The sequence below is a fragment of the Flavobacterium sp. IMCC34518 genome (assembly GCF_027111095.2).
In the GTDB taxonomy this organism is placed as follows: domain Bacteria; phylum Bacteroidota; class Bacteroidia; order Flavobacteriales; family Flavobacteriaceae; genus Flavobacterium; species Flavobacterium praedii.
This window is the reverse complement of record NZ_CP114284.2, coordinates 2,961,539-2,985,304: the sequence shown is the minus strand read 5'-3', so window position 1 is coordinate 2,985,304 and position 23,766 is coordinate 2,961,539. Positions and strand designations below refer to the sequence as shown.

20 protein-coding genes are annotated in these 23,766 nt (G+C 31.4%); 3 read left to right on the top strand and 17 right to left on the bottom strand.

The genetic code is table 11. The features are described 5' to 3' along the window. Positions 1–66 precede the first annotated feature (66 nt). Entirely contained in the window at positions 67–783 is a 717-nt protein-coding gene (locus OZP06_RS12835; RefSeq protein ID WP_269222198.1) for a hypothetical protein, read from the top strand. Positions 784–900: 117 nt separating this feature from the next. On the opposite strand, the gene pafA is transcribed toward OZP06_RS12835, so the two are convergent. After that, the gene (gene pafA, locus OZP06_RS12830; RefSeq protein ID WP_281323801.1) at positions 901–2,517 is read right to left on the bottom strand and encodes an alkaline phosphatase PafA; all 1,617 of its coding nucleotides are present in this window, start codon (positions 2,515–2,517) and stop codon (positions 901–903) included. Positions 2,518–2,923: 406 nt separating this feature from the next. On the opposite strand from pafA, the gene OZP06_RS12825 reads away from it, so the two are divergent. After that, entirely contained in the window at positions 2,924–3,700 is a 777-nt protein-coding gene (locus OZP06_RS12825) for a class I SAM-dependent methyltransferase (RefSeq protein ID WP_281323800.1), read from the top strand. A gap of 8 nt (positions 3,701–3,708) precedes the next feature. Here the strand turns inward: OZP06_RS12825 and OZP06_RS12820 are convergent, their stop codons facing one another. From OZP06_RS12820 to OZP06_RS12800, 5 genes are all read right to left on the bottom strand, one after another. Further along, positions 3,709–4,122: a hypothetical protein gene (locus tag OZP06_RS12820; RefSeq protein ID WP_269222195.1), complete on the bottom strand. Its 414-nt coding sequence runs from the start codon at positions 4,120–4,122 to the stop codon at positions 3,709–3,711. Between the two features lie 36 nt (positions 4,123–4,158). Beyond that, on the bottom strand, positions 4,159–5,103 hold the full coding sequence (locus OZP06_RS12815; RefSeq protein WP_269222194.1) for a nitronate monooxygenase: 945 nt from the start codon (positions 5,101–5,103) through the stop codon (positions 4,159–4,161). A 102-nt stretch (positions 5,104–5,205) separates the two neighbouring features. Further along, positions 5,206–6,819: a S8 family serine peptidase gene (locus OZP06_RS12810; RefSeq protein ID WP_281323799.1), complete on the bottom strand. Its 1,614-nt coding sequence runs from the start codon at positions 6,817–6,819 to the stop codon at positions 5,206–5,208. 26 nt (positions 6,820–6,845) lie between these two features. Further along, on the bottom strand, positions 6,846–8,033 hold the full coding sequence (gene mnmA / locus OZP06_RS12805) for a tRNA 2-thiouridine(34) synthase MnmA (protein WP_269222192.1): 1,188 nt from the start codon (positions 8,031–8,033) through the stop codon (positions 6,846–6,848). Between the two features lie 159 nt (positions 8,034–8,192). Next, positions 8,193–8,909, bottom strand: coding sequence for a hypothetical protein (locus OZP06_RS12800; RefSeq protein WP_269222191.1), 717 nt, complete (start codon positions 8,907–8,909; stop codon positions 8,193–8,195). Between the two features lie 700 nt (positions 8,910–9,609). On the opposite strand from OZP06_RS12800, the gene OZP06_RS12795 reads away from it, so the two are divergent. Next, on the top strand, positions 9,610–10,578 hold the full coding sequence (locus OZP06_RS12795; RefSeq protein WP_269222190.1) for a fasciclin domain-containing protein: 969 nt from the start codon (positions 9,610–9,612) through the stop codon (positions 10,576–10,578). 91 nt (positions 10,579–10,669) lie between these two features. Here OZP06_RS12795 and yidC read toward each other — a convergent pair whose 3' ends face one another. From yidC to OZP06_RS12740, 11 genes are all read right to left on the bottom strand, one after another. Beyond that, entirely contained in the window at positions 10,670–12,562 is a 1,893-nt protein-coding gene (yidC, locus tag OZP06_RS12790; protein ID WP_281323798.1) for a membrane protein insertase YidC, read from the bottom strand. A 114-nt stretch (positions 12,563–12,676) separates the two neighbouring features. Then, positions 12,677–14,296 (bottom strand): CTP synthase, encoded by a 1,620-nt coding sequence (locus OZP06_RS12785; protein ID WP_281323797.1) that lies wholly within the window; start codon positions 14,294–14,296, stop codon positions 12,677–12,679. A gap of 304 nt (positions 14,297–14,600) precedes the next feature. Beyond that, positions 14,601–14,747 (bottom strand): DUF3820 family protein, encoded by a 147-nt coding sequence (locus OZP06_RS12780; protein ID WP_269224611.1) that lies wholly within the window; start codon positions 14,745–14,747, stop codon positions 14,601–14,603. After that, a complete protein-coding gene (locus tag OZP06_RS12775) occupies positions 14,748–15,257 on the bottom strand; it encodes a hypothetical protein (RefSeq protein ID WP_281323796.1) in 510 nt (169 codons plus the stop codon). 88 nt (positions 15,258–15,345) lie between these two features. Then, positions 15,346–15,918: a hypothetical protein gene (locus tag OZP06_RS12770; protein WP_269222187.1), complete on the bottom strand. Its 573-nt coding sequence runs from the start codon at positions 15,916–15,918 to the stop codon at positions 15,346–15,348. Between the two features lie 406 nt (positions 15,919–16,324). Continuing rightward, positions 16,325–16,555 carry a DUF3820 family protein gene (locus OZP06_RS12765; protein WP_116795759.1) on the bottom strand — a complete coding sequence of 77 codons (231 nt, stop codon included), beginning with the start codon at positions 16,553–16,555 and terminating at the stop codon, positions 16,325–16,327. A gap of 83 nt (positions 16,556–16,638) precedes the next feature. Further along, positions 16,639–17,040, bottom strand: a complete 402-nt coding sequence (locus OZP06_RS12760; RefSeq protein ID WP_269222186.1) for an OsmC family protein — start codon at positions 17,038–17,040, stop codon at positions 16,639–16,641. Positions 17,041–17,103: 63 nt separating this feature from the next. Then, positions 17,104–19,062, bottom strand: coding sequence for a LysM peptidoglycan-binding domain-containing protein (locus OZP06_RS12755; protein ID WP_281323795.1), 1,959 nt, complete (start codon positions 19,060–19,062; stop codon positions 17,104–17,106). Positions 19,063–19,287: 225 nt separating this feature from the next. After that, positions 19,288–21,186: a LysM peptidoglycan-binding domain-containing protein gene (locus OZP06_RS12750; protein WP_269222182.1), complete on the bottom strand. Its 1,899-nt coding sequence runs from the start codon at positions 21,184–21,186 to the stop codon at positions 19,288–19,290. Positions 21,187–21,248: 62 nt separating this feature from the next. Beyond that, a complete protein-coding gene (gene guaA / locus OZP06_RS12745) occupies positions 21,249–22,778 on the bottom strand; it encodes a glutamine-hydrolyzing GMP synthase (protein ID WP_269222181.1) in 1,530 nt (509 codons plus the stop codon). Positions 22,779–22,893: 115 nt separating this feature from the next. Further along, the gene (locus OZP06_RS12740) at positions 22,894–23,565 is read right to left on the bottom strand and encodes a hypothetical protein (RefSeq protein WP_281323794.1); all 672 of its coding nucleotides are present in this window, start codon (positions 23,563–23,565) and stop codon (positions 22,894–22,896) included. Positions 23,566–23,766 lie beyond the last annotated feature (201 nt).

Below are 23,766 nucleotides of genomic sequence, written 5' to 3'. Positions count from 1 at the left end.
GAGTTATATCATATTTATTACACTTTAAATTAATTAGTTTTACATAGAAACCTAAATAATTTAAAAATGAAAAAATTTATAATTTGGAGCGTTACAGGTATCGTAACACTTATGACTTTCATACAATGCAAACCTAATAATGAAAATCCAGAACCAATAAAGAAAATTGAAACTTCAAATTCGCACAAAATTGTAGTAAAAGAAATTTTAAATGCAACAGCATATACTTATGCTTTAGTAACCGAAGAAAACAAAGAATATTGGATAGCAATTCCAAAAGCAGAGGTGAAAATCGGAAAAACTTATGAGTATGAAGGCGGAATGGAAATGAAAAAATTTGAGAGCAAAGATTTAAAAAGAACTTTTGAATCTGTATTTTTTGTAGAAGGATTAATAGATCCGTCTATAATCCAAGCAAGTACAATTCCACAGGAAGATAAAACGAAGAAAGTAACTAAAACAGAATTATCTAAAGGAATTACTTTAGCCAAAGGGGCAATATCATTATATGATTTGTTTTCTAAAAAAGACAAATTGGCTGGCACAACGGTAATTTTAACTGGTAAAGTGGTGAAATTTATGCCAGAGATTATGTCAAAAAACTGGATACACATGCAAGACGGATCAAGCTTCAATGGAATAAATGATATTACCATAACCACTTTATCCAAAGTAAAAGTGGATGAAATTGTTACTTTTAAAGGTACTGTTGTTTTAAATAAAGACCTAGGAGCAGGTTATAAATATGATGTTCTTATAGAAGACGCTACCATTTTAAAATAGAAACAAATTATATACGAGAATTTTAATATAGACCAACTAAGAGTTTCTATTATTGTCTCCAATAAAAAAACCCATTCTACAATTAGAATGGGTTTTTGGCTTTTCAAAATTACTGGATTATTTTTTCACTAGAAGTTCTTCCAGAACTTCAGCTTCTGTACCATTAGGAAAAGTAATTTTTAACATTTTAGAAAGCGTAGGAGCGATTTTTGTAATGTATTCTTTTTTATAGGATTCACCAATAGGAACATTCCAACCGTAAAAAAGTAATGGTACATTCGTATCATAACTATTAGGAGTTCCATGTGTAGTTCCTGTAGCAATACTTTCTAAATATCCAGTACCTTCAAGAATAACAAGATCTCCATTTTGCTTTGGATCATAACCTTTAAAAATAAAATTAAGATAATAATCTTGTCCTGTAGCGGCCAAAATCTCTTCTTGAGTATAGACTCTTTTTATTTGTACTTGGGTCATCAAAAAGTCTTTAAAACTTTGCTTAACTTTTGTTAATTCCAACCCTTTGTCCTTTATAACATCCCTGTCTAAATAAACATTAAAGTTAGAGTAATTCAAAACTAAATTAACTCCATATGTATCTGTTGAAAACTTACTCAAAGAACTAAAAATATCTTTCGCTGGAACATTAGTAACATTGTATTTATGATCATTCAAATAAATTGGGTTTTCGGCAACTGCATGATCAGCAGTTAAGAAAAGTAAGTAATTGTCTTTTCCAACAGTGGCGTCCAAATAATCCAAAAACGTAGCAATTGTAAGATCCAAACGCAAATAAGTATCTTGAATTTCCATAGATCTAGGTCCAAAAGTATGTCCTACATAATCTGTTGAAGAAAAACTTACTGTCAAGAAATCTGTAATATTATCTTTTCCTAATTCTTCTTTTTCAATAGCTCTCATGGCAAAATCAGCTAATATATCATTCCCAAATGGAGTAGATTTTATAACTTCTAATCCATTTTCTTTATATATTTTATTCAAATCATAAGGAAAAACAGGTTTTGTAGTTTTATCTAATCTTCCTTCATAAGGATTATCATCAGGAAGACTTTCATTGTAGGTATCTAGAGGACGCAACAAATTCCAACCTTTCTCAACATATTTCATATATGTTTTTTCATTATTATAATCAGTTACCCAATTTGGCATTTTATCTCCATAAAAAGAACTAGAAATAAACGAACCTGTTTTTGTATACCAAAATGCCCAATTAGCAAAATGACCCGCAGGCAAAATAGCACCACGGTCTTTGATACTCAAACCAATGACTTTCCCTTTGAAATTTGTCGCCATACGCAATTCATCAGTAATAGTAGTACTCAAAAGATTTTTTGGAGACATTGCACCCTCTTTTTCTGTACCTTCAACTAGCGTCTTCACACCAGCATCATCTGTACAATACATACTTTTCCCAATTGAACGAATGTACCAATCGTTACCAATAATCCCGTGTGTTGCAGGAGTAGTCCCAGTATAAATAGATGCATGCCCAGGAGCAGTAAATGTGGGAACGTAATTATAATTCATGTTATAAAAAGTAAAGCCTTTATCCATTAACCTTTTAAAACCTTTAGTTGAAAAGTCATCCGAAAAGCGATACAAATACTCCATTTTCATTTGATCGACAACAATACCAACAACCAATTTAGGACGCTGTTGTGCTTGACCTTGAATTGAAAAAACAAATACTAAAAACAAAACAATTTTTCTCATATTACATTTTATATAGTACACAAAAATACACTTTATCCTTTAAAAAAAGAAAAAACGCAACAAGCAATGCAATTATTTAATCTATTCTTAATCAAAAAATAGTAAATCATCAAAATCATAAGGGCGTGACCCCATTTGAAAAAGAGGCCAATTTTACTATGCGCTCATTCGGCCTCTTTCTCAAATACGGTCGGGCTAACCATGCTACTTCGGTAGCTTATTTTTATCCCTCACGCTCACTGCGACCTAGAACTTTTGTTTAAAACTAGAACTTTTGTCTTCTTAATTTTAAAATAAAAAAAAGAGAGACAACATTAAAATACTCACTTTAATTAATACCATTACATTATTCTATATTCTATTTATAAAAATAAATATGTTAAATTTGATAATTAAAACACTGATTATGAATATGTACGACAACGAAAATACGGTTCAAAAATCATTTAACGACAAGTATCTGTCCGATGATTTATTACAAGCACAATGGGCTGAATTTACAGCACTCAAAAAAGCCATCGCAGAAATATATCAAAAAAAAGGAAGTCCACTCACCCTATTAGACATCGGAATAGGAAATGCTAGAATTGCACGTCACTTGAGCGCAATTCCCGAAATGTGGCAGATGATTGAACATTATGATGGGACAGATAATGCTGAAACTTGCATAAAATTAGCTAAAGACACTGCTAAAGAACTACAAATTGAAGACAAATTAAAAATATATCTACTTGAAGCTACCCATTTAGACCAATTAAGCAAAAGATACGATGTGATTATTTGCACATGGTTTACACCTGGCAATTTTTATCCTGATAGTTTTGCATTCGATAAATACAATGACAACTGTACTAGATTAGACTTATCCCACAATGAAAAATTTACGGATATTTTTTCAAAAGCTTATTCATTGCTTCATAAAAACGGAGAAATAATTCTTGGCGCCTGTTATATTGACAATGATAACACCCGAAAAAAACAAGAGCAATCGTATATTAGAATGGGAATGAAGATAATTACAAACGAAAATGATAGTTTTACAGCTACCAAAGAAAATTTTTGGTCACAACGTTTTACTGAAAAAAAAATTAAAACCTATTTACCTTTTGTAAGTCCAAAAAAAATAGATTTTTATCTGCTTGATCCCTATAATTATGCTATGCAAATTAGAATTAAAAAATAAAATACAACCTATTCAAAATTAACAATATTATAAACCAGTACTCTATCTTCATATTTGATATACAACTGTTTTCTATTTTCTTGATTTTTCCTAGTAATAATTGAAAGACTACAATCTTCACCATTGGTATCTTTACAGACAAAAGAATAAATTAAATCCGTATTTGTATTTTCTTCAGGTAAGTAATCTATGATTTCAAAAAGCTGAATTACTTCAGAATAAATAACAAATCTATTTTTATTGGTGTCTAAATTGATCAAAATATTCACCAACTTTAATTCGCTCCAATCTCCAAATTTACCATTAGCTTCTTTCAATGCTACACTCAATCCCGTTGTTTTAAATTTGTAAGTTTGACCAAAACTTTGATTCAAACCGATAAAAAGAAACAACACTATAAATCCAATTTTTAACTTATTCATTATCTGAAAATTTGTATAAAAACAAAGGTAACTATTTTAAAAATCAAATAAAACTACTTCACTCTTTGCTTGCTCAAATTCGGCTATCATTTTGTCAATTATTTCTTTTGCAGGCAAAACATCTTTAATTAACCCTGCAATTTGGCCAATCTCCAATTCTCCTTCTTTCAGATCTCCTTCAAACATGCCGCGTTTGGCTCTAGCTCTCCCTAATAATGCAATCAGATCTTCTTTAGTTGGACATTTTTCATATAGTTGTTGCACATCTTGATAAAATTTATTTTTGATTAAACGAACAGGAGCCAGTTCTTTTAATGTCAATTGTGTTCCTCCTTCTTGAACCTCTATAATAGTTTTTTTGAAATTTTCATGCGCCGAAGATTCAACAGAAGCAGCAAATCGACTCCCTACCTGCACACCATCAGCCCCGAGAACCATAGCAGCTAGCATACCACGACCCGTTGCAATTCCACCAGCAGCAATAAGAGGAATTGAAATCTTTTCTTTTACCATCGGAATTAAAGTCAGCGTAGTCGCTTCTTCTCTACCATTATGACCACCGGCTTCAAAACCTTCGGCTACAACAGCATCTACACCAGCGTCTTGAGCTTTTAATGCAAATACCGAACTACTCACTACATGAACTACGGTTATTCCATTTTCTTTCAAAAAAGGAGTCCACGTTTTAGGATTACCGGCTGACGTAAACACAATTTTCACTCCTTCGTCAATAATAATTTTCATTATTTCTTCAACATTTGGATACAACATCGGAACGTTTACTCCAAAGGGGTTATTTGTTGCTTTATGACACTTTTGAATATGCTCTCTTAATACTTCAGGATACATAGACCCAGCACCTATGAGACCTAACCCTCCAGCATTACTAACGGCGCTTGCTAATTTATAACCACTATTCCAAATCATTCCGCCTTGAATAATTGGATATTTGATGTTAAAAAGATTTGTAATTTTATTCATAAGAAGCTATTTATTGATTTTTATGGATCATATGCAATTCACATATCTTCACGGGTGTATGCCACCAATTTACTGACACACTCCTTTCGTAAAAAATCAAACTTATTGTTTTATTAGTTTTCCGGTAGTTATGGTTCCATTACATTCCAATTCATAAATATAGATTCCGTTTTGAAATGTTTTCAAAGAAATTGACGATGCAGTTTTGCTGATATGTTGTTCCATAATTTTTTGTCCCAACAAAGTAAAAACACGAATAATTCCTGAGTCAAAATTTCCAGAAAAAGAAATTGTACCTAAATCTGAAATTGGGTTTGGATAAACAAAAAAATCTTTATTTGTAAACTCAGTTACTTTTAAACCATTGGACAAAGCCAAACTAAAATCAGGAATTCCATACCCATATTGATTATTTGCACTAGCATATCGATCTGCTGATTTTATAATTAAATCTTTAATTTCAGCATTGGTTTTGTTGGGAAAAGCTTGCCACAAACTGGCTACCAATCCCGCTGTAATTGGACTGGAAAAAGAAGTCCCATTTGCAGTTATAATATTGCCGGAAGGATCAGATAAAACAGCCAATTGACCTTGCGCCATTACATCTGGTTTTATTCGCCCATCATACGAAGGGCCAATGGAACTAAAACCAGTAACTGTTTTGGTAGCATTCACTGCACCAACGGTGAGCACTGAAACACCATCTGCGGGAGCAGCAATATGCGGATTTGTGGTTGCTCCTTCATTTCCTGCAGACACCACTACAATCATTCCTCGAGAAAAAGCAATATCGGCTCCTCTAGTTATAAAAGCAGTTTTACCATCCATTTCATTATAGGTATGACTGTACGATGAATTATCATAATCAAAATAACCCAAAGAAGTATTAATGACATCTACCCCCAAACTATCTGCTTTCTCTGCCGCTTCTACCCAATAGGATTCTTCTACTGGGTTTTCGGATACAGCATCTTCTGTTCGAAACAAATAATACGAAGCATCTGGAGCTGTCCCAACCAAAGAATTTTCTTTATAGCCTCCCATTGAAGACAAAACCATTGTGCCATGAGAATTACCCGAATAAAAATTAGGACTTCGATTCACAAAATCATACCCTCCTAATATTTGATTATTATCTCTTAATCGTTGAAAGGGTTGAGTTGTATTTACTCCAGGAAAACCAGCATCTATAACAGCAATAACTACACCTAAGCCAGTATAATTTTGTTGATGCAACACATCACCATGAAGCATTTGAATTTGATTGGCAGAATTACCATAAACGAAATCAACTTTAGTTTCCAATGCTTTATTTACGGCCTTTGTTTTAAAAACAACTGTATTCTTCCTTGTAGAATTAAGTACTTTATTCGCAAAATCGATTTTATTAACAAAGGATAACGATTTCAAAGAGTTAATATCGGATATGCTCCCTCTAATATGCAAAGCATTAAGCCATTTGGATTGTGCCATAACGACAATTCCTGTAGCCCATTTTATTTGATTAATAAGATTTATATCAATAGGAATATCTTTGGAATCTAAAGGAATATTTTGTCTAACTCTTCGATCAATTGCCTTTTGCGAAAGCATTAATAAAGGATTGTCTAAATAAGCTTGAGAATTATTTTTGGTATTAAAATACACCCAAGCATCTTCTTGGGAATACCCAACAAAACAAGAAAAGAATAAAATAAAAAAAAGTATTTTTTTCATGCCATGTTCAATACTAAGGTAATAATTTAAGAGATAACTCCAGAACCTATTAATTCATCATTTAAATACCAAGCTGCAAATTGACCTTCTGTAATTGCAGATTGTGGTTCTTCGAAAGAAATATACATTCCGCTTTCAAATTGATATAAAATAGCTTTTTGCAATGGTTGTCTGTATCTAATGCGAGCCATTACATTCATCGTTTCTCCATTGGCCAAAACCAAATCTTCGCGAATCCAATGCACTTCAGATTTCTCTATAAACAAAGCACTTTTAAACAATCCCGGATGTGAACTCGACAAACCGGTATAAATGGTATTAGTCTCGACATCAGTAGCAATTACAAACAACGGATCTGTGGTTCCTCCTACATTCAATCCTTTCCTTTGCCCTACCGTAAAATAATGAGCCCCTTGATGTTTTGCCATTATTTTCCCCATCTTTGGAGTATAAGGCAGTCTTCTGGACGCAAAAAGCAACTGTTCTTCAACCGTTAATTCATCTTGCATTTCATACGCATAAACAGGATCATTTTTATCAATTTGAATAATCAAACCTTCTTTTGGCTGTAATTTTTGCTGCAAAAACTCGGGTAAACGAACTTTTCCAATAAAACAAAGGCCTTGAGAATCTTTCTTTTCGGCAGTAACCAATTCAATTTGAGCAGCAATTTCTCGAACTTCTGGTTTGGTCAATTCTCCAATGGGAAATAAAGATTTTGATAATTGCTCTTGTGACAATTGACATAAAAAATACGATTGATCTTTATTATCATCAACACCAGCAAGAAGTTGGTACACTTTATTACCTTCAACTTCAATTTCTCCTTTTCGACAATAATGACCTGTAGCCACAAAATCGGCGCCAAGACTTAATGCAATTTTCATAAAAACATCAAATTTTATCTCGCGATTACAAAGTACATCGGGATTTGGAGTTCTTCCTTTCTCGTATTCGCTGAACATATAATCAACAATTTTTTCTTGATATTGCTCACTTAAATCAACGGTTTGAAAAGGAATCCCTAATTTCTCAGCTACTAACAAAGCATCATTACTATCTTCCAACCAAGGACATTCATTCGAAATGGTAACCGAATCATCGTGCCAATTTTTCATAAAAAGACCAATTACCTCATATCCTTGTTGTTGCAACAAATAAGCAGCAACACTTGAATCTACACCACCAGAAAGACCTACAACTACACGTTTCATTATCAAAAAAATTGAATGTTTACATTTTATTCTTTTGCAAAAGTACAAATAATAAACCTAGTTCAGGCTAATTGAGATTGATGAAAACAATACTACAATAACATGAACTAATACAACATGAAATCGAGCTAAAAATTCCAATTTTCTCAATCCATTTTCTCAATCCATTTTAACTTTATCTTTTTTGAATTGTGGTTTTTTAGGTTTATCCATATTCTCTTGACTCGTTAATTTTCCATTGACAAAAAACTGCCACATACCAACTTTTTTACCATTTTTGAAAATTCCTTTAGCAATAACAAGATCATTTGGATCTTTGTAAATTGCTTCACCTTCATATTCTCCGTTTTTAAAAAAACTACTTTCTAGAACGATGCCTTTTTCAGAATATTTCTTATAAACGCCTTCTTTTAATCCATTTTTATAAATAGTCTCATCTACAATTTTACCACTTGGGTAATATACCGTTCGGATTCCCTCAAGTTTACCTTTTTTATAATTCTCTAAAGTCATAATAGATTTTGAGGACTTATGATAATATTTCCATGGACCTTCTCTCCATTTATTCACCTCCTTACCTTCGCTTACAACATTTTTATTTTGATCGTAAAAAATTGTATAACATGAATTTTCCTTCGCATTAAAGGTACGGGTTGCAATTACTGATTTCGCTTTAGTATCATCAAAAAAGTTAAAAACACCAATTTCTCGGCCATGTTCAAAAGTTCCTTCGTATCTAGGTCTTCCAGATTCTTGATAGAACCCTTTCCAAACTCCATGTTTATTACCCTTATCGTCAAGTGGATTTGTTTCTTCTTGAGAAAAAGCAGTTTGAAAGCATAATGAGACAAGTAAAACTCTAAAAATAAAAAACATACTATTTTAATTTATTATAATAAAAACACAATACCCACAATAGAAAACTAAATTTTACTATGATATATTATCATATAAAAGTACACAAATAATTTTATTTCGAATTCAATAAAAAAACATAAACTTTGATACAGTAATTTGTGAAAAAAATAAAAATTACAACAATTAAAGTATTTTTTTCATGAGAAGTTATCGCAATAAATAAATTCTAAAAAAAATATCAGGAAAAGAAAAACCCTAGATGAAATTTTTCATCAACAATATCCTATTTTTTAAAGACCTTACGTTTTTTATTTAACACTTAAAAAAAGTCATTCTATTACAATCTAGATTCTAAAACATAATCCTTTCATACTAATATAAAAAATCTATTTGTAAATCATATAAATATAAAGCAAACTAGTGAAAACTAACCCTAATTATAGCGTTATCTTTTTAATCTAAAACTATAAACACAATTTTTAAATACTGTTTAATATACTTACTATTAAAAAGAATAAAAAAACTCCAATATTACCTTTTTTACTTATATTCAATTAGTTATGTGTCATTTTATTCTATTTAAACAAAATTAAAAAAAATCATAAACTTTTATTTTTGTTTATCTTTTATCGCTTTTAAATAAACAATATTAAAATTTAATTCAATAGTTTTGTTCTAGTATTTAAAAACAATTAACAAACAAAAAACAAACAACAAAATGAAAAATCTATTAAAAATCAGAAAGTTAGCCCTTATTGTATGTATTATCGCATTCGGAATATCATGCGACAATGACGACGACAAACCTGTAACACCAGTTGCAGATACAACCATAACAGGAATTGCTGCAGGAAATAAAGATTTCTCACTTTTGGTTGAAGCTTTAACAAAAGTAGATTTAGCAAAAACACTACAAGGAGTTGGTCCATACACCGTTTTTGCACCCACAAATGCCGCTTTTACTGCATTTTTAAAAACCACACCTTACACTTCAATAAAAGACGTACCAGCAGCAGCTTTGACTCAAATACTATTAAACCATGTAGTAAGTGGAAAAGTAAAATCAACAGATTTAAGCACAGGATATATAAAAACCCTTGCCAAAGGAAGCGCATCTAGCACCAATACTTTAAGCATGTATGTTAACACCGCATCTGGAGTAAAACTGAATGGCATCTCAAAAGTAGTAACTGCAGATATTATGGCTTCAAATGGAGTCATTCATATTGTAGATGCAGTAATCGGACTTCCTACGATTGTGGATCACGCTGTAGCAAACCCAAACTTCACTACTTTAGTTGCTGCATTAACTTACAACCCTGCATCGGGCTTTGCAGGAATATTATCTGGAACAGCAAGTTCTCCTTTTACCGTTTTCGCACCAACAAATGACGCCTTTGGAGCATTCTTGACAGAAACTGGATATTCTGGATTAGCTGCTATTCCAGCAAATGTATTGGAAAAAACATTAAAATATCACGTAGTTGCCGGTGCCAATGTACAATCAAGTCAATTGACAAATGATCAAATTGTAACTACTTTTTCTGGACAAAATGTTACTGTCAAATTTACTCCAACTCGTTTGTTAGATGTAAGTGGCAGAAATTGTAATATCATTGCAACAGATGTCCAATGTTCCAATGGAATCATTCATGTACTAGATAAAGTTTTATTACCTACATTCTAAAAAAATATTAATTGGTTGTTAATTTAATTTGTTAAAAACGAAAAAGCTCCTATTTTACTAGGAGCTTTTCTATTTATATTCGATTTATTTTTTATTTCTTCTTTGCTTTTTGAGCTTCTGCCTGTTCCATTGCTTCTTGCAATTTTTGTTGGAATTTACCCGGCTTTTTAGGCTCTTTCAATTTATTTTCTTGAATTTGGGCATGAATTTTATCAGGATCAACAATGTGATTTTTGATTACAAACATAATTCCTATTGTAATTAAATTCGACATAAAGTTATACAAACTCAATCCTGCACCATATCCATTAAAGAAGATTAACATCATAAGAGGCGAAATATAAATCATATACTTCATCATCTTTGCCATATCTGGCATTCCTTCTTGCTGTGGAGCTGCCATTTGTTGGTCACCAGAAGTCATTTTCATATAAAAGAATATCGCAACAGCTGCCATTAAAGGAAATAAACCGATATGATCCCCATACATTGGAATATGAAATGGTAATTTATAAATAGAGTCAAAGGAAGACAAATCATCCGCCCAAAGGAAACCTTTTTGTCTCAACTCAAAAGCAGATGGAAAAAACTGAAATGATGCATACATAAATGGTATCTGAATCAAGGCTGGTATACATCCCGCCATAGGATTCACTCCCGCTTTATTGTATAATTTCATAGTTTCTTGTTGCTTCTTCATTGGGTCTTTTTTAAACTTCTCTCCCAATTCTGTAATCTCTGGTCTCAATACTTTCATTTTGGCCTGAGACAAAAATGATTTATAAGTAACTGGAGACATTGCTATTTTGATGATTATTGTAAAAATAATAATCGCTATACCATAGGAAATATAACTACTTAAAAAACCAAATAGTGGAATAAAAATAAATCTATTAATCCATCCAAAGATACCCCAACCTAGTGGAACTATATGCTCAATATCTCTATCATAGGCTTTTAAAGTATCATAATCAGTAGGCCCAAAATACCAATTCATTTTATAATCCAACTCACCATTTTGAAAAGCCAATGGCACCGTAGCATTAAATTGTTTAGTAAAGACTGTATCTTTAGTTTCATCTAAAACCAAATTATTTGATTTCAAACTTGCTTTATCAAACGCTTTATTAGTCAACAAAATAGTAGAAAAGAAGTGCTGTTTAAAAGCAATATAATCCACTTTTTCAGGAGTTTCTTCTTTGTTTTTCCCAGCCCCTACATAATCATATTTTCCTTCATTATACTTAAAACGTAATTCTGCAAATCTATTTTCATAAGAAACACTTTTCTCATTTCTATATGTTTTCATATCCCAAACCAAATCCAATGGTTTTGCAGTGTTTAAAACTTTATTCAATCCTTGAGAACGAACATCAAAACCAATCATATAATCGTTTGGTTTCAAACTGTATTTATATTCTAAATATTCATTGGCTCCGGCTTTCAATTTCATCGAAAGAACCTGATCAGCTCCCACTTTAGTTAATGTAGGCTCAAAATACAAGTCTTTTGTATTCAAAACTCTATTATCACTAGTTTGCAATTGAATATTCAAATCGGCATTATTGTCTTTTATCAAAGAAACCAATTGACCAGAATTCTTTTTGAATTTCTCAAAATTCTTCAATGTCGCTTCTACAATATAACCTCCTTTATTGGCAATTTTTAATATTACATAATCATTTTCGATTGTTGTAATATTATTTTTTGCAGATGGTAAAGTAGCAGAATAAGCAAAACCACCTAATGTTTTTTGCAACTGAACCAATTGAGTAGAATCACCCGCTACGATTGCAGTAGGCAATACAACTGGCTTTACCGCAGAAGCTTTTGCCAACGCTTCTTTTGCAACCAATTCCTTTTTAGCCTTTTCTGCGGCAAGAGTTGCCTCGGAAGGTTTGTTTTGGTACATCATCCAAAGAAAAATACCTATAATCAATAAAATACCTATAACCGAGTTAAGGTCTAATTTTTTTTCTTCCATTTTTATTTATAATTATTTTTCTTCTTTCTAAATATTGATGAATTAGAAATTGAATCCATTAGTCATTACAACAACTATATTGTTACATCTTGACTACATTCAATATTAATAAATCTAATTTTTATTTTTTTTTCCTTTAACAGCCGCAGCTACAAAACTCACAAAAATTGGATGTGGATTAGCAACCGTACTTTTATATTCTGGATGGTATTGCACGCCGATAAAGAAAGGATGGTCCGCTAATTCTACAATCTCAACCAAACCAGTATCAGGATTTACACCCGAAGAAATCAATCCTGCTTTTTGTAATTGATCTACATATTCGCTATTGTATTCGTAACGGTGACGGTGACGCTCTGAAATTTGTGTCTTTCCGTAAATCTTAAATGCTAATGAATCTGGGGTAATATCACATTTCCAAGCACCAAGACGCATTGTTCCACCTTTATCAGTTACATTTTTCTGATCTTCCATTAAATTCACTACAGGATGAGTAGTTTTTTCATTCATTTCGGTAGAATTGGCATCCGCATAACCGAGTATATTTCTGGAATATTCGATAATAGCCATTTGCATTCCCAAACAAATTCCGAAAAACGGAACTTTATTTTCACGGGCATAACGAATTGCTTCGATTTTACCTTCAATTCCTCTTTCTCCAAAACCTGGAGCAACAAGAATGGCATCCAATCCAGATAATTTTTCTTTAATATTCTCAGGATCTATAAATTCTGAATGTATCGAAATCACATTTACTTTGGTTTCATTGGCAGCACCTGCATGAATAAAAGCTTCTAGAATTGATTTGTAACAATCTTGCATTTCAACATATTTTCCAATCAAACCGATGTTTACAGTATGTTTTGGAAATTTCAATCTACGTAAAAAGGTATTCCAGTTTTTTAAATCTGGAGCGGCTTTTTTAGGCAAGTCTAATTTTTTCAAAGCCACAACATCTAATCCTTCTTCCAACATTAAATTAGGAACTTCATAGATTGTTGAAGCATCTATAGATTGAATAACCGCTTCTCTTTTTACATTACAAAACAAGGCTAATTTATTGCGAATTTCATCTGAAATTTCGTGTTCTGTTCTACAAACCAAGATATCAGCTTTGATACCGCTTTCCATCAAAGTTTTTACAGAGTGTTGTGTTGGTTTTGTTTTTAATTCACCAGCAGCAGCCAAATAAGGAACCAATGTTAAGTGAATAACAATTGCATTATGCTCCCCTAGATCCCAAACTAACTGACGAACCGACTCTATATATGGTAAAGATTCAATATCTCCAACGGTACCACCAATTTCAGTAATAATAATATCATAATCACCCGAATTACCAAGCAATTGCATTCTTTCTTTAATCTCGTTGGTGATATGAGGAACAACTTGAACCGTTTTTCCTAGAAATTCTCCTCTACGTTCTTTTTCAATAACAGAAAGATAAATTCTTCCAGTAGTAACATTGTTAGCCTGAGAAGTAGGAACATTCAAAAAACGTTCGTAATGTCCTAAATCCAAATCTGTTTCTGCTCCATCATCAGTTACATAACATTCCCCGTGCTCATAAGGATTCAGTGTGCCTGGATCTACATTTAAATAAGGATCAAATTTTTGAATAGTCGTTCTGTACCCTCTCGCTTGTAACAATTTTGCCAAAGATGCTGCTATAATTCCTTTTCCTAAAGAAGAAGTCACACCGCCTGTAACAAAAATATATTTCGTTTGATTCATTCTGTTGTTGTTTGTTGTAGTTGTATAAAAAACGTGGCAAAAGTACAAATTTAATTGGAATACTAAACTTCTTAGCGCACTAGATTTTAAGACTTCTTAGAATATTGGACTCCTTATTTTTTTATAATAATTAGAATTTTAAACATTTTATTTTTTTGGGCTTTATAAAATATTAGATAAGTATTGATAAAATCTTAAAAATAGATTTGAAACAATTCAAAATTCGCAAACTATTATACAATATTCTAAGAAAGAAACCAAAATTAAAAAAATCTAAGAAAACTGAAATTCTTAATTATCTACACTACGGTTTTGGATATTTCTTTTTTATGTTTCGGATCAATTCTTCGAGTCCATTGAGTTTTAGCTCGTAAATTAATTTCAGTTGATCTCCCAGTTCTCCTTTTGGAAAACCTTTGTTACTGTACCAAACAATATAATATTCGGGAATTTATTTTATTCGTCTCAATAATCTATAATAAACGACTTTCCCAGTTTGAGTCCCATCATCCAAAGTCATAATCAAATCTCCTTTCTTAGCAATGCCTTCTATATCTTTAGCAAATATATTAGTCCCCCATAATTCTTTATAGTTTTTTATTTCGGGATTATCAATAATTACAAATTGTCCTTGAATTCTGTAATTTGGAGTTTTATCTTTTGGAAGTACTTTAAAAACGTTAGATAATTCAGCTGAAGAGTATTCGCCGTTTTCGGATTTCATCATAGAATATACTTTCCCATTTTCAGTAAACCAAAACCATTGATAGTCTTGAGGCCATGGATTTATTTTATTGGCAGATTTATTAGGTAGTGGCATCATTTTCCAAAACCCAACTAATTCTTTTGCTGTCGCTGGTCCACCAGCTTCTGATTTGGTATTTTCTTCTTGACTTATAGCACTATTTGCAATAAGTAAAAAAAAGACAATTGAATAAAATGTTTTTTTGATTTGCATCATGTTTTTTATTATATGATTAAATTGTTCAAAAACGATATTTTTCAAAAATGAAAAAATTGAAAAAATATCAAGTTAAGAGTAATCTAGATTATTTTTTTAAAAGTTCAAATACTTCGCCGTCATGTGTCTCATATCTTATTAACCCTTCTTTTTTATCCCAACAAAATGATTTAGGGCTATTAATACCATATCCATTTGCATTTATACCTTCTTCAAAACAATATACCTCAGAATATGTTATATTTGTTATATTAAGTTTAATTTTCTCTAGTTTTGGAACTAGATATTCAAGGTCATTCTTTTGCAATAATCCAAAAAAACTAAAACCAGGATAACATTTTTCGTTTTCTTTATCTTTACTAATAAATATTTCTCCCTCACAATAAGGGTCATTTTGGCAAATTTTTGATTTAAGTGTAATAAACATCACATGTGGTTGTGTAGAACCAATTCCAAAATAATTACAATCTTTATTATTATGAGTTTCAATTTTTTCAACAACAAGAATAGTATCTATGTTCCCTCTATCACTTTTGAAAACAATAGTTTGCCCTTTTTTATAAGCCAAAAAATATTCTCTTTCCTCTTTTGTTAAATGTGTTTCAACACAATTGCACGAACACAAAAGGGTTAGTAATAGTATTGATAAATATATTTTCATAAAACTTATTTTTTTAATAATTTAAAAAACCTCACCATTAATGAAATCGTACCTTATCAACCCCTCTTTTTTATCCCAGTAAAAAGATTTTAATTAATCTTAAAAACCTTTGATTTTCCTATGAAAACGATTTCTATATTAGTATTCAATTTATTACCATTTAAAGATAATCTGGTGTTAATTTTAGACAGAATTAATTGAAAATATTGGTCTAAGAATATCATTACACTAATATTAGGGTTAGTTAAAAAACCGCGACCTTTACCTTAATATTAAAAAATATTTGACAAACGAGAGAAATCAGACACGGAAGAACGTGTTATTTTATTCAAGAAACATATATTAAGTGGTTTGAAAATCAAAGCAACAATTTTAACCAAAATTATAAAACTCTGAATTGTCCAAACTACGGTTTTGGATATTTCTTTTTTATGTTTCGTATCAATTCTTCGAGTCCATTGAGTTTTAGCTCATAGATTAGTTTAAGTTGATCTCCCAGTTCTCCTTTTGGAAAACCTTTGTTACTGTACCAAACAATATAATATTCGGGGATATCGATAAGAAACCAGCCTTCGTATTTCCCAAAGGGCATTTTGGTATGCGCTAGTTTTATAAGTTGTTTTTGGTTTTGATCCATTTTTTAAGAGAAAAGAAAATAGAGAATAGACGTAATGAAGAAATCTTTATTCTATACTCTGTTTTCTATATTCTTAATTTTATTTAATTCCAATTAAAAGTAATTCGTTTTTCGATATCTGTATTCAAACTCAAGAAAACTGGACAAGTCATTGCGGCTCTTTCTAGAATTGTTTTGTCTTTTGGATCGGAAATTCCAACCATTTCAAAAACAATTTCGATAGCTCCAATTCGTCTTGGTTCAGCATTCATGCTTTTGGTAACCGCTGCTGTTGAACCTTTAAAATCAATATTCATGTCTCTTGCTTTTATTCCCATAATTGTCATCATACAGGTTGCTAAAGCGTTGGCAACAGAATCCGTTGGAGAAAAAGCTTCTCCTTTTCCGTTATTGTCTACGGGAGCATCTGACAAAATTTCACTACCCGATTGTATGTGTATAGAGGAAGTTCTTAAATCCCCTAAATAAGTTACTTTTGAAGTCATTCTATTGAATTGTGAGTTATGATTTTTTTTGAATCTCAATAATTTGCTAACTGAATACTATTTTCACTTCGCTTCTTTGACGGTCAAATCAGTGTCATAATACAGAATATAAACTCCTTTATTAGCATATCCACCCTCTTCTTTTTTATAATACTCAAACTTGTTTTCTATCTGTTCGGTTATCATAGTTTCAGCAGTTTCTTGGTAGGTCTTGTCTTGTACCAAACGCATCATCGTATCAAAAGTGATATCAAAACCACGAATAGCAAATGTGCTTGGGTTTACTTTATTTTTCTTTCTATAACTCTGCATAAAAATCTGTGCTTCTGGCGAATTATTTTCACGCGTAGCTGAAGGATACATTAAATTTAATTTGGTTAAATTTTCAAAACTTATTTCATCAGTATCCAACGTTTCATTGGGCTCTAAAATGACCAATTGTACTTGAAAAGTATTTCTAACACTCAGCATTGCATTCATAGTATATTTAATCATACCTGTATTTGCTGTTTCTAGAATTACATAATTCATCTTTCCTTTGACCATTAATCGTTTAAAACTTTCTACATCCAAACCACCTGATGCCGTCAATGGCGCTATTTTAACTTCCTTTTGATTTTCAAGAATATACTTTCTGATCGTTTCTTTTTTCTTATCAATCACAGCAATCATATTCCCTTCTTTTGATTTCATATATTCAAACATTGCCGTTTTTAGAACCGCCGATTGAACTATAGATTGATACAAATTTGGCATCGGATTACCGATATCTTTTGATAATGGAGAAATTACAGGCACATTATTGGGAGTAAACAAACTAGCAGTTTTTTCGACATTACTTTGATAAAAAGGCCCTACTACAGCATCAACATCGGCAAGATTATTGTTGTTATAAATTGACACCACATTTGATGTGCTTTTTATTTCATTGGAATCAAATATTTTAACATCCAAATTAACGCCTATTTGTTTAGCAGAGTCAATAGCCATCATGGCACCCGAATAAAAATCCAAAGTCATATTTAGAAACTTATCACTGTTCAATCGATTTACCATTGAACTAATAGTATCACTACTGCTTCTACCAATATTAAATGGCAATAATAACACTAAAGTTTTTCTACTATTATTGTTTATTTTACTTAAATCCACTTTTTGTTTTACTGAATTTAGTGTAATCTGATTTGGTTTTGAAGGCACTTTCAATACCATTCCTTCTTGAACTCCACTAGATAGAATAGGATTTAGCTCAATTAATTGTTGTTGTGTTAATCCAAAAAATTTAGACAAACTATAAAAAGTTTCTTTTGCCTTTACAACATATTCGACATAACTTATTTCTTTGGGTTCTAAAGCTTCCATTGGCTTTTTAACCGACACTTTTGTTTCACTAGAAGCAACTTTGGCAACTGGTTTTGCGCCATTACCTTTAATTAGCAACTGAAAACCAACCGGTAAATTTTCTGCTATTTCTGGATTTTTTTTCTCCAACTCTTCAACAGTCATATTATATTCTTTGGCTATAGAATACTTTGTTTCTTTTGACAAAACAGTATGATAAACCACTACATTCTTAGCAGCTACAGCCGTTTTTACATTATTATTGGAAGGAATATTCAAAATTTGACCTACCTGCAAACCATTTTTTTCTAGATCTGGATTTATTTTTTTTAAAGCATCTTCACTAACATTGTATTTTTTTTCTATTCCAAATAAAGTTTCTTTAGCAAGCACTTCATGCGTTTTCGGATTCGGTTTTGTTGCATTTGAAGATGCAATCATACTCTTACTACCTTTTTTAGGAATTAACAAAATACTATTAGGTTTCAAACCCTTTTGAGCATCTGGATTGAGTTTGTAAATATCATAAGGAGTAACATTAAATTTTTGTGCAATTTGATTTACTGTTTCTCCTTTAATAACAACATATTTTTCAATTTTTTCTTGACCGAAAATTGACGAAACAGAAAACAAGATTGTACAAAAGATTATTGAAAAATAATTCATATTCGAAGTATTCATTTGTGTTTTTTAATTTCAGTAAAAATACTGTGTTTATTATAAATATCCCTTGATAGACTTGTTAATTTATTCTTCTGTAATTTTAACATCCAGAAGCAATAAAAAAACATATAAGTAATCTTAGTGTATTTTAGAAAAGCACAAATTACTTCTCTTGAACATTTCTAATTTACTTATATGCTTTAATTATAATTGCTTTGATTCTAATAAAACGAAAGGATTAATTTATTCCTTATCTAACACTTCAGGAATTACATGTGCTATATACATTTTCTCAAAAAGAGGCTTTCCTTGATTTTTAATACATTCATATTGTGCTTCTACCTTGGTTGGCAACATTTTGGAATATACTTTATAGGAAAGTACATTTATATCGTAAAAAAAGTTAGCATCCAATGAGCCTGAATCTGTTAATTTTCTAAAAAATTCATCTCTTTCACTTGCTTCTTGAAAAACTCCAACAATTAGATAAAAACCTTCTTTAACATCTTTTAAATTGTCTAAGGTTATTATTTTAATAGCTTTTACTTTAGCAGGTTGCTTAGCTAGTTCTTTTTTCATTTGATCCAAAGTAAGGGATTTTGAAACAACACCTCCTTTGGCAAAAGTTTGAGACTCATATGCTTTATTCTGATAGCTTTGATTTTTTACTTTCGCTAAATTATCGTCAAACATACGAGCTTGTTTACTATAAAAAGTAGCTTTACTGATATGCAATCTCAATTCTGCTTTGCTTTCATTGTTTAAGGAGTCCAACTTTGAAATTAATCGAATATTCTTTAAATCACGAACACGTTGTTCTACTTCCATGTTAGTCAATTCTTTTGTAGACAATTTTACTTCTTTTGCATCAGTTGGTTTCGATTTACTATTTTCACGAATACTTTTTTTGTACTCTTGATTTTCTTCAACAACAATGCGCTCTGCTTTGTCCATTAAACCAGTATACACTTTTCTGTTATCCGCTAATTGTTTTTTGAGTTGGTAAGAAAGCATATTTGTTTTTTGAATATTCTCATTTGATATTTTTTGTAAACGTACCGATTCATCTAGGTCGACTAACTCTGTTTTTTTCAAATCAATTAAATCTTTATTCATGGTACTGACTAAAGAATCTAATTTGACCAAAAGAATTTCTTGAATGTTTTTATTGGCTTCCAAAACCAATTTTAGTTTTTCGGCAGAACCTTCTTTCGTATTTTCAATCTCTTTTAGATTTATCAAAAGTCCGTTTACATTAATCACCTTTTGATTAATTTCTTCTTGCAACACTAATTTTTCTTTTAAAGTATTGATCTCTTTTGTATTGGCTTTCGATTTTTCGACAACTACTTGTTTTTCTGCTAAAGCAAGCATTAACTCTTCGTTTTCGTTGGTTGGTTTTACTTCTCTTACATTAATTGCCAATTTGTTTCCTTCGGTCAAACCACTGACAATCTCAGGATTTTGAGATTCTAATTGTTCGACTGTAATTCCAAATTGTTTGGCAATTGAATATTTAGTCTCTTTTGCTTTTACCACATAAAAAACAGTTTCGGCATTGATGACTCTCACTCTACCGTCTAAGGTTTTCTTTTTATTAGGGATTTTAATTTCCTGCCCAACCTGTAATCCATCTTTAATTAGAACCGAATTTTCTTTATCTAAATCTTCAACAGACACATTATAAAGTCTAGCAATACTAAATAATGATTCTTTAGCCTGAACTAAATGGGTGTTTTTGGAAGTTGTATTTTCTGTTTTTAGATTCTGAGGAATAACTAATTCCTGCCCTACTTTTAGACCGTCAATAAGTACAGCAGCATTAGCATTTTGAATATCTTCAACTTTTAGATTGTATTGGGTTGCTAAACCAAAAAGAGTTTCTTTTGGAGCGACGATATGTGTGATGGTATTTTTGGTTTGAGGAAGTAATTCTGGAATGGTTAGAATTTGGTTTTCTATGATTCCGTTTTGAGCTTCTGGATTTAGTCTATAAATTTCAGAAGGTGTAGTTTTGTAAATTTGGGCGATTTGGGTAATCGTTTCTCCTTTTAAAACGGTGTGATTTGCTAAAGATTGCTGTGCAAAAGACACATTAGAGACAAAACTAATAAATAATAAAACTCTTAAAAATCCTTTCATAAATATAATTTTAAAAAATTAAGTCGCTACAAATGTAACGACTTAATGTTAAAAAACTAATATTATTCCCACTCAATTGTTGCTGGTGGTTTAGAACTTATGTCATAGACAACTCTATTGACACCTTTTACTTTATTGATAATATCATTAGAAACTTTCATTAAGAACTCATAAGGAAGGTGTACCCAGTCAGCGGTCATTCCATCAGTAGATTCTACAGCACGTAGCGCAACTACTTTCTCGTAAGTACGCTCATCCCCCATAACCCCTACACTGTTTACAGGCAACAAAATAGCTCCTGCTTGCCACACTTTGTCGTATAAACCCCAAGATTTTAATCCGTCAATAAAGACTTTATCAACATCTTGCAAAATTTGAACTTTCTCTAAAGTTATATCTCCCAAAATACGAATAGACAATCCAGGTCCTGGGAAAGGATGTCTTCCTAATAACTCTGAATCAATACCTAATGTTGCTCCTACTCTACGTACTTCATCTTTAAAGAGCATTCGCAAAGGTTCAACAATTTTCAATTTCATATAATCTGGCAAACCACCTACATTATGATGTGATTTGATAGTTGCTGATGGCCCTTTTACCGAAACGGATTCAATTACATCTGGATAAATAGTTCCTTGAGCTAACCAAGTAACATCTTCAATCTTATGTGATTCATCATCAAAAACTTCGATAAATGCGTTACCAATTGCTTTTCTTTTTAATTCTGGATCAGTAACTCCAGCTAAGGCATCATAAAATCGTTGAGAAGCATCTACTCCTTTCACGTTCAATCCCATTCCTTCGTATTGATCTAAAACGCTTTGGAATTCATTTTTTCTAAGCAATCCGTTATTAACAAAAATACAATATAGATTTTTACCTATAGCTTTGTGCAATAAAACAGCAGCTACTGTAGAATCTACACCACCCGAAAGTCCTAAAACAACTTTATCATTTCCAATTTTTTCTTTCATTTCGGCTACTATTTCCTCAACGAAAGCATTTGGAGTGAAATTTTGAGGAACTTCAGCAATTTTTACCAAGAAATTCTCTAGCATTTTTGATCCATCGGTAGAGTGAAAAACTTCAGGATGGTATTGAATTGCATAAGTAGTTTCGCCTTCAATTTTATAAGCAGCAAATTCTACATCATTAGTACTAGCTAGCTTTACCCCATTAGTTGGTAATGCTTTGATACTATCACTATGGCTCATCCAAACTTGGCTGTTTTCTGAAACTCCTTCAAAGAAAACCTCACCTTCTTTGATATAAGACAAATTAGCTCTACCATATTCTCTAGTATTCGAAGCTGCTACTTCACCACCACTAAAATGAGATAAGTATTGCGCTCCGTAACAAACTGCTAAAACTGGAAGTTTACCTCTAATTTGTGATAAATCTGGATGTGGAGCATCTTCTCCTCTAACTGAGAAAGGGCTACCACCAAGAATTACGGCTTTATAACTTGATAAATCACTCGGAAAATGATTGTAAGGAAAAATTTCGCAGAATATATTTAATTCGCGAACTCTACGCGCAATAAGCTGTGTATATTGCGATCCGAAATCTAAAATAAGTACGTTGTGTTGCATGCGCAAAAATACTTTATATATTTTGATTTCAAAAATTGTATTTTGAAAAATTTTAGATTAATACTAATCAACTGGTATTTTACACAAAATAAAGCGAATTTGAAAGTGAATTTACTTACTCTTGCACAAGAATAATAGTCGCTTTAAAACCTGTACCCAGATTCCACTCACTAGCCGAAACTAGTTTTTTCTCATCATCATAAACTCTGAATTCAGCTGTATTAGGACCAGAATCGCCTTGATTTAGCGCTTCAAAATCAATTTTATTAAAACCTTTTTGCAAAGTAATTTCAAAACCTTTAAAATTACTATCCAAATATACTTGAGATTGAATAACAACCCCATTCAAATAAACCCGAATCAAATCACCATCAACATATTGAGCATCTCTATACATTACTTGCGCTGATATGGATTTAGTTTTATAGGTACCCAAACTCTGATTACGGCGATAAGCAATTCCTTCTTGACGATCTGTTTTCTTATTCAACCTTTCTTTTACTTCATCTCCAGGATTGATAAACTCATTTTTGGGAATCATAGAAATTTCACTACTAGTCCCAATTTTATAATCCGAAACAGGATTAGGAGGTGACTTTATAACATTTGGATTTTTATAAACATTGGGCGGTATTATAACCGGAAAATCGGTTGTAGGTGGCGGAACTTTCTTTTTTTCTGATTTGGGATTAGGAGGTATAGCCTTAAACTTCGTATTAAACTCACTTTGAGCATACGTAGAAGAGACAAAAGCTATTAGAAAAATAAAAAAATAAAATTTCTTCATAGTATTAAAAAAGTAGGTTTCTATTTTTAAAACGTTTTCAAAAATAAAAAAATGGCTTCTATAATATCACAAAACTAACATAATTTATTTTTTGGCGTGTTAAGAGATTCTAAAAAGCATAAAAATTTAAAAAATAATGGCATTCCAAAAACAACTCTTAACAATTTGTTACCCTTTTAATTACAATCTCTTTGAGAAACT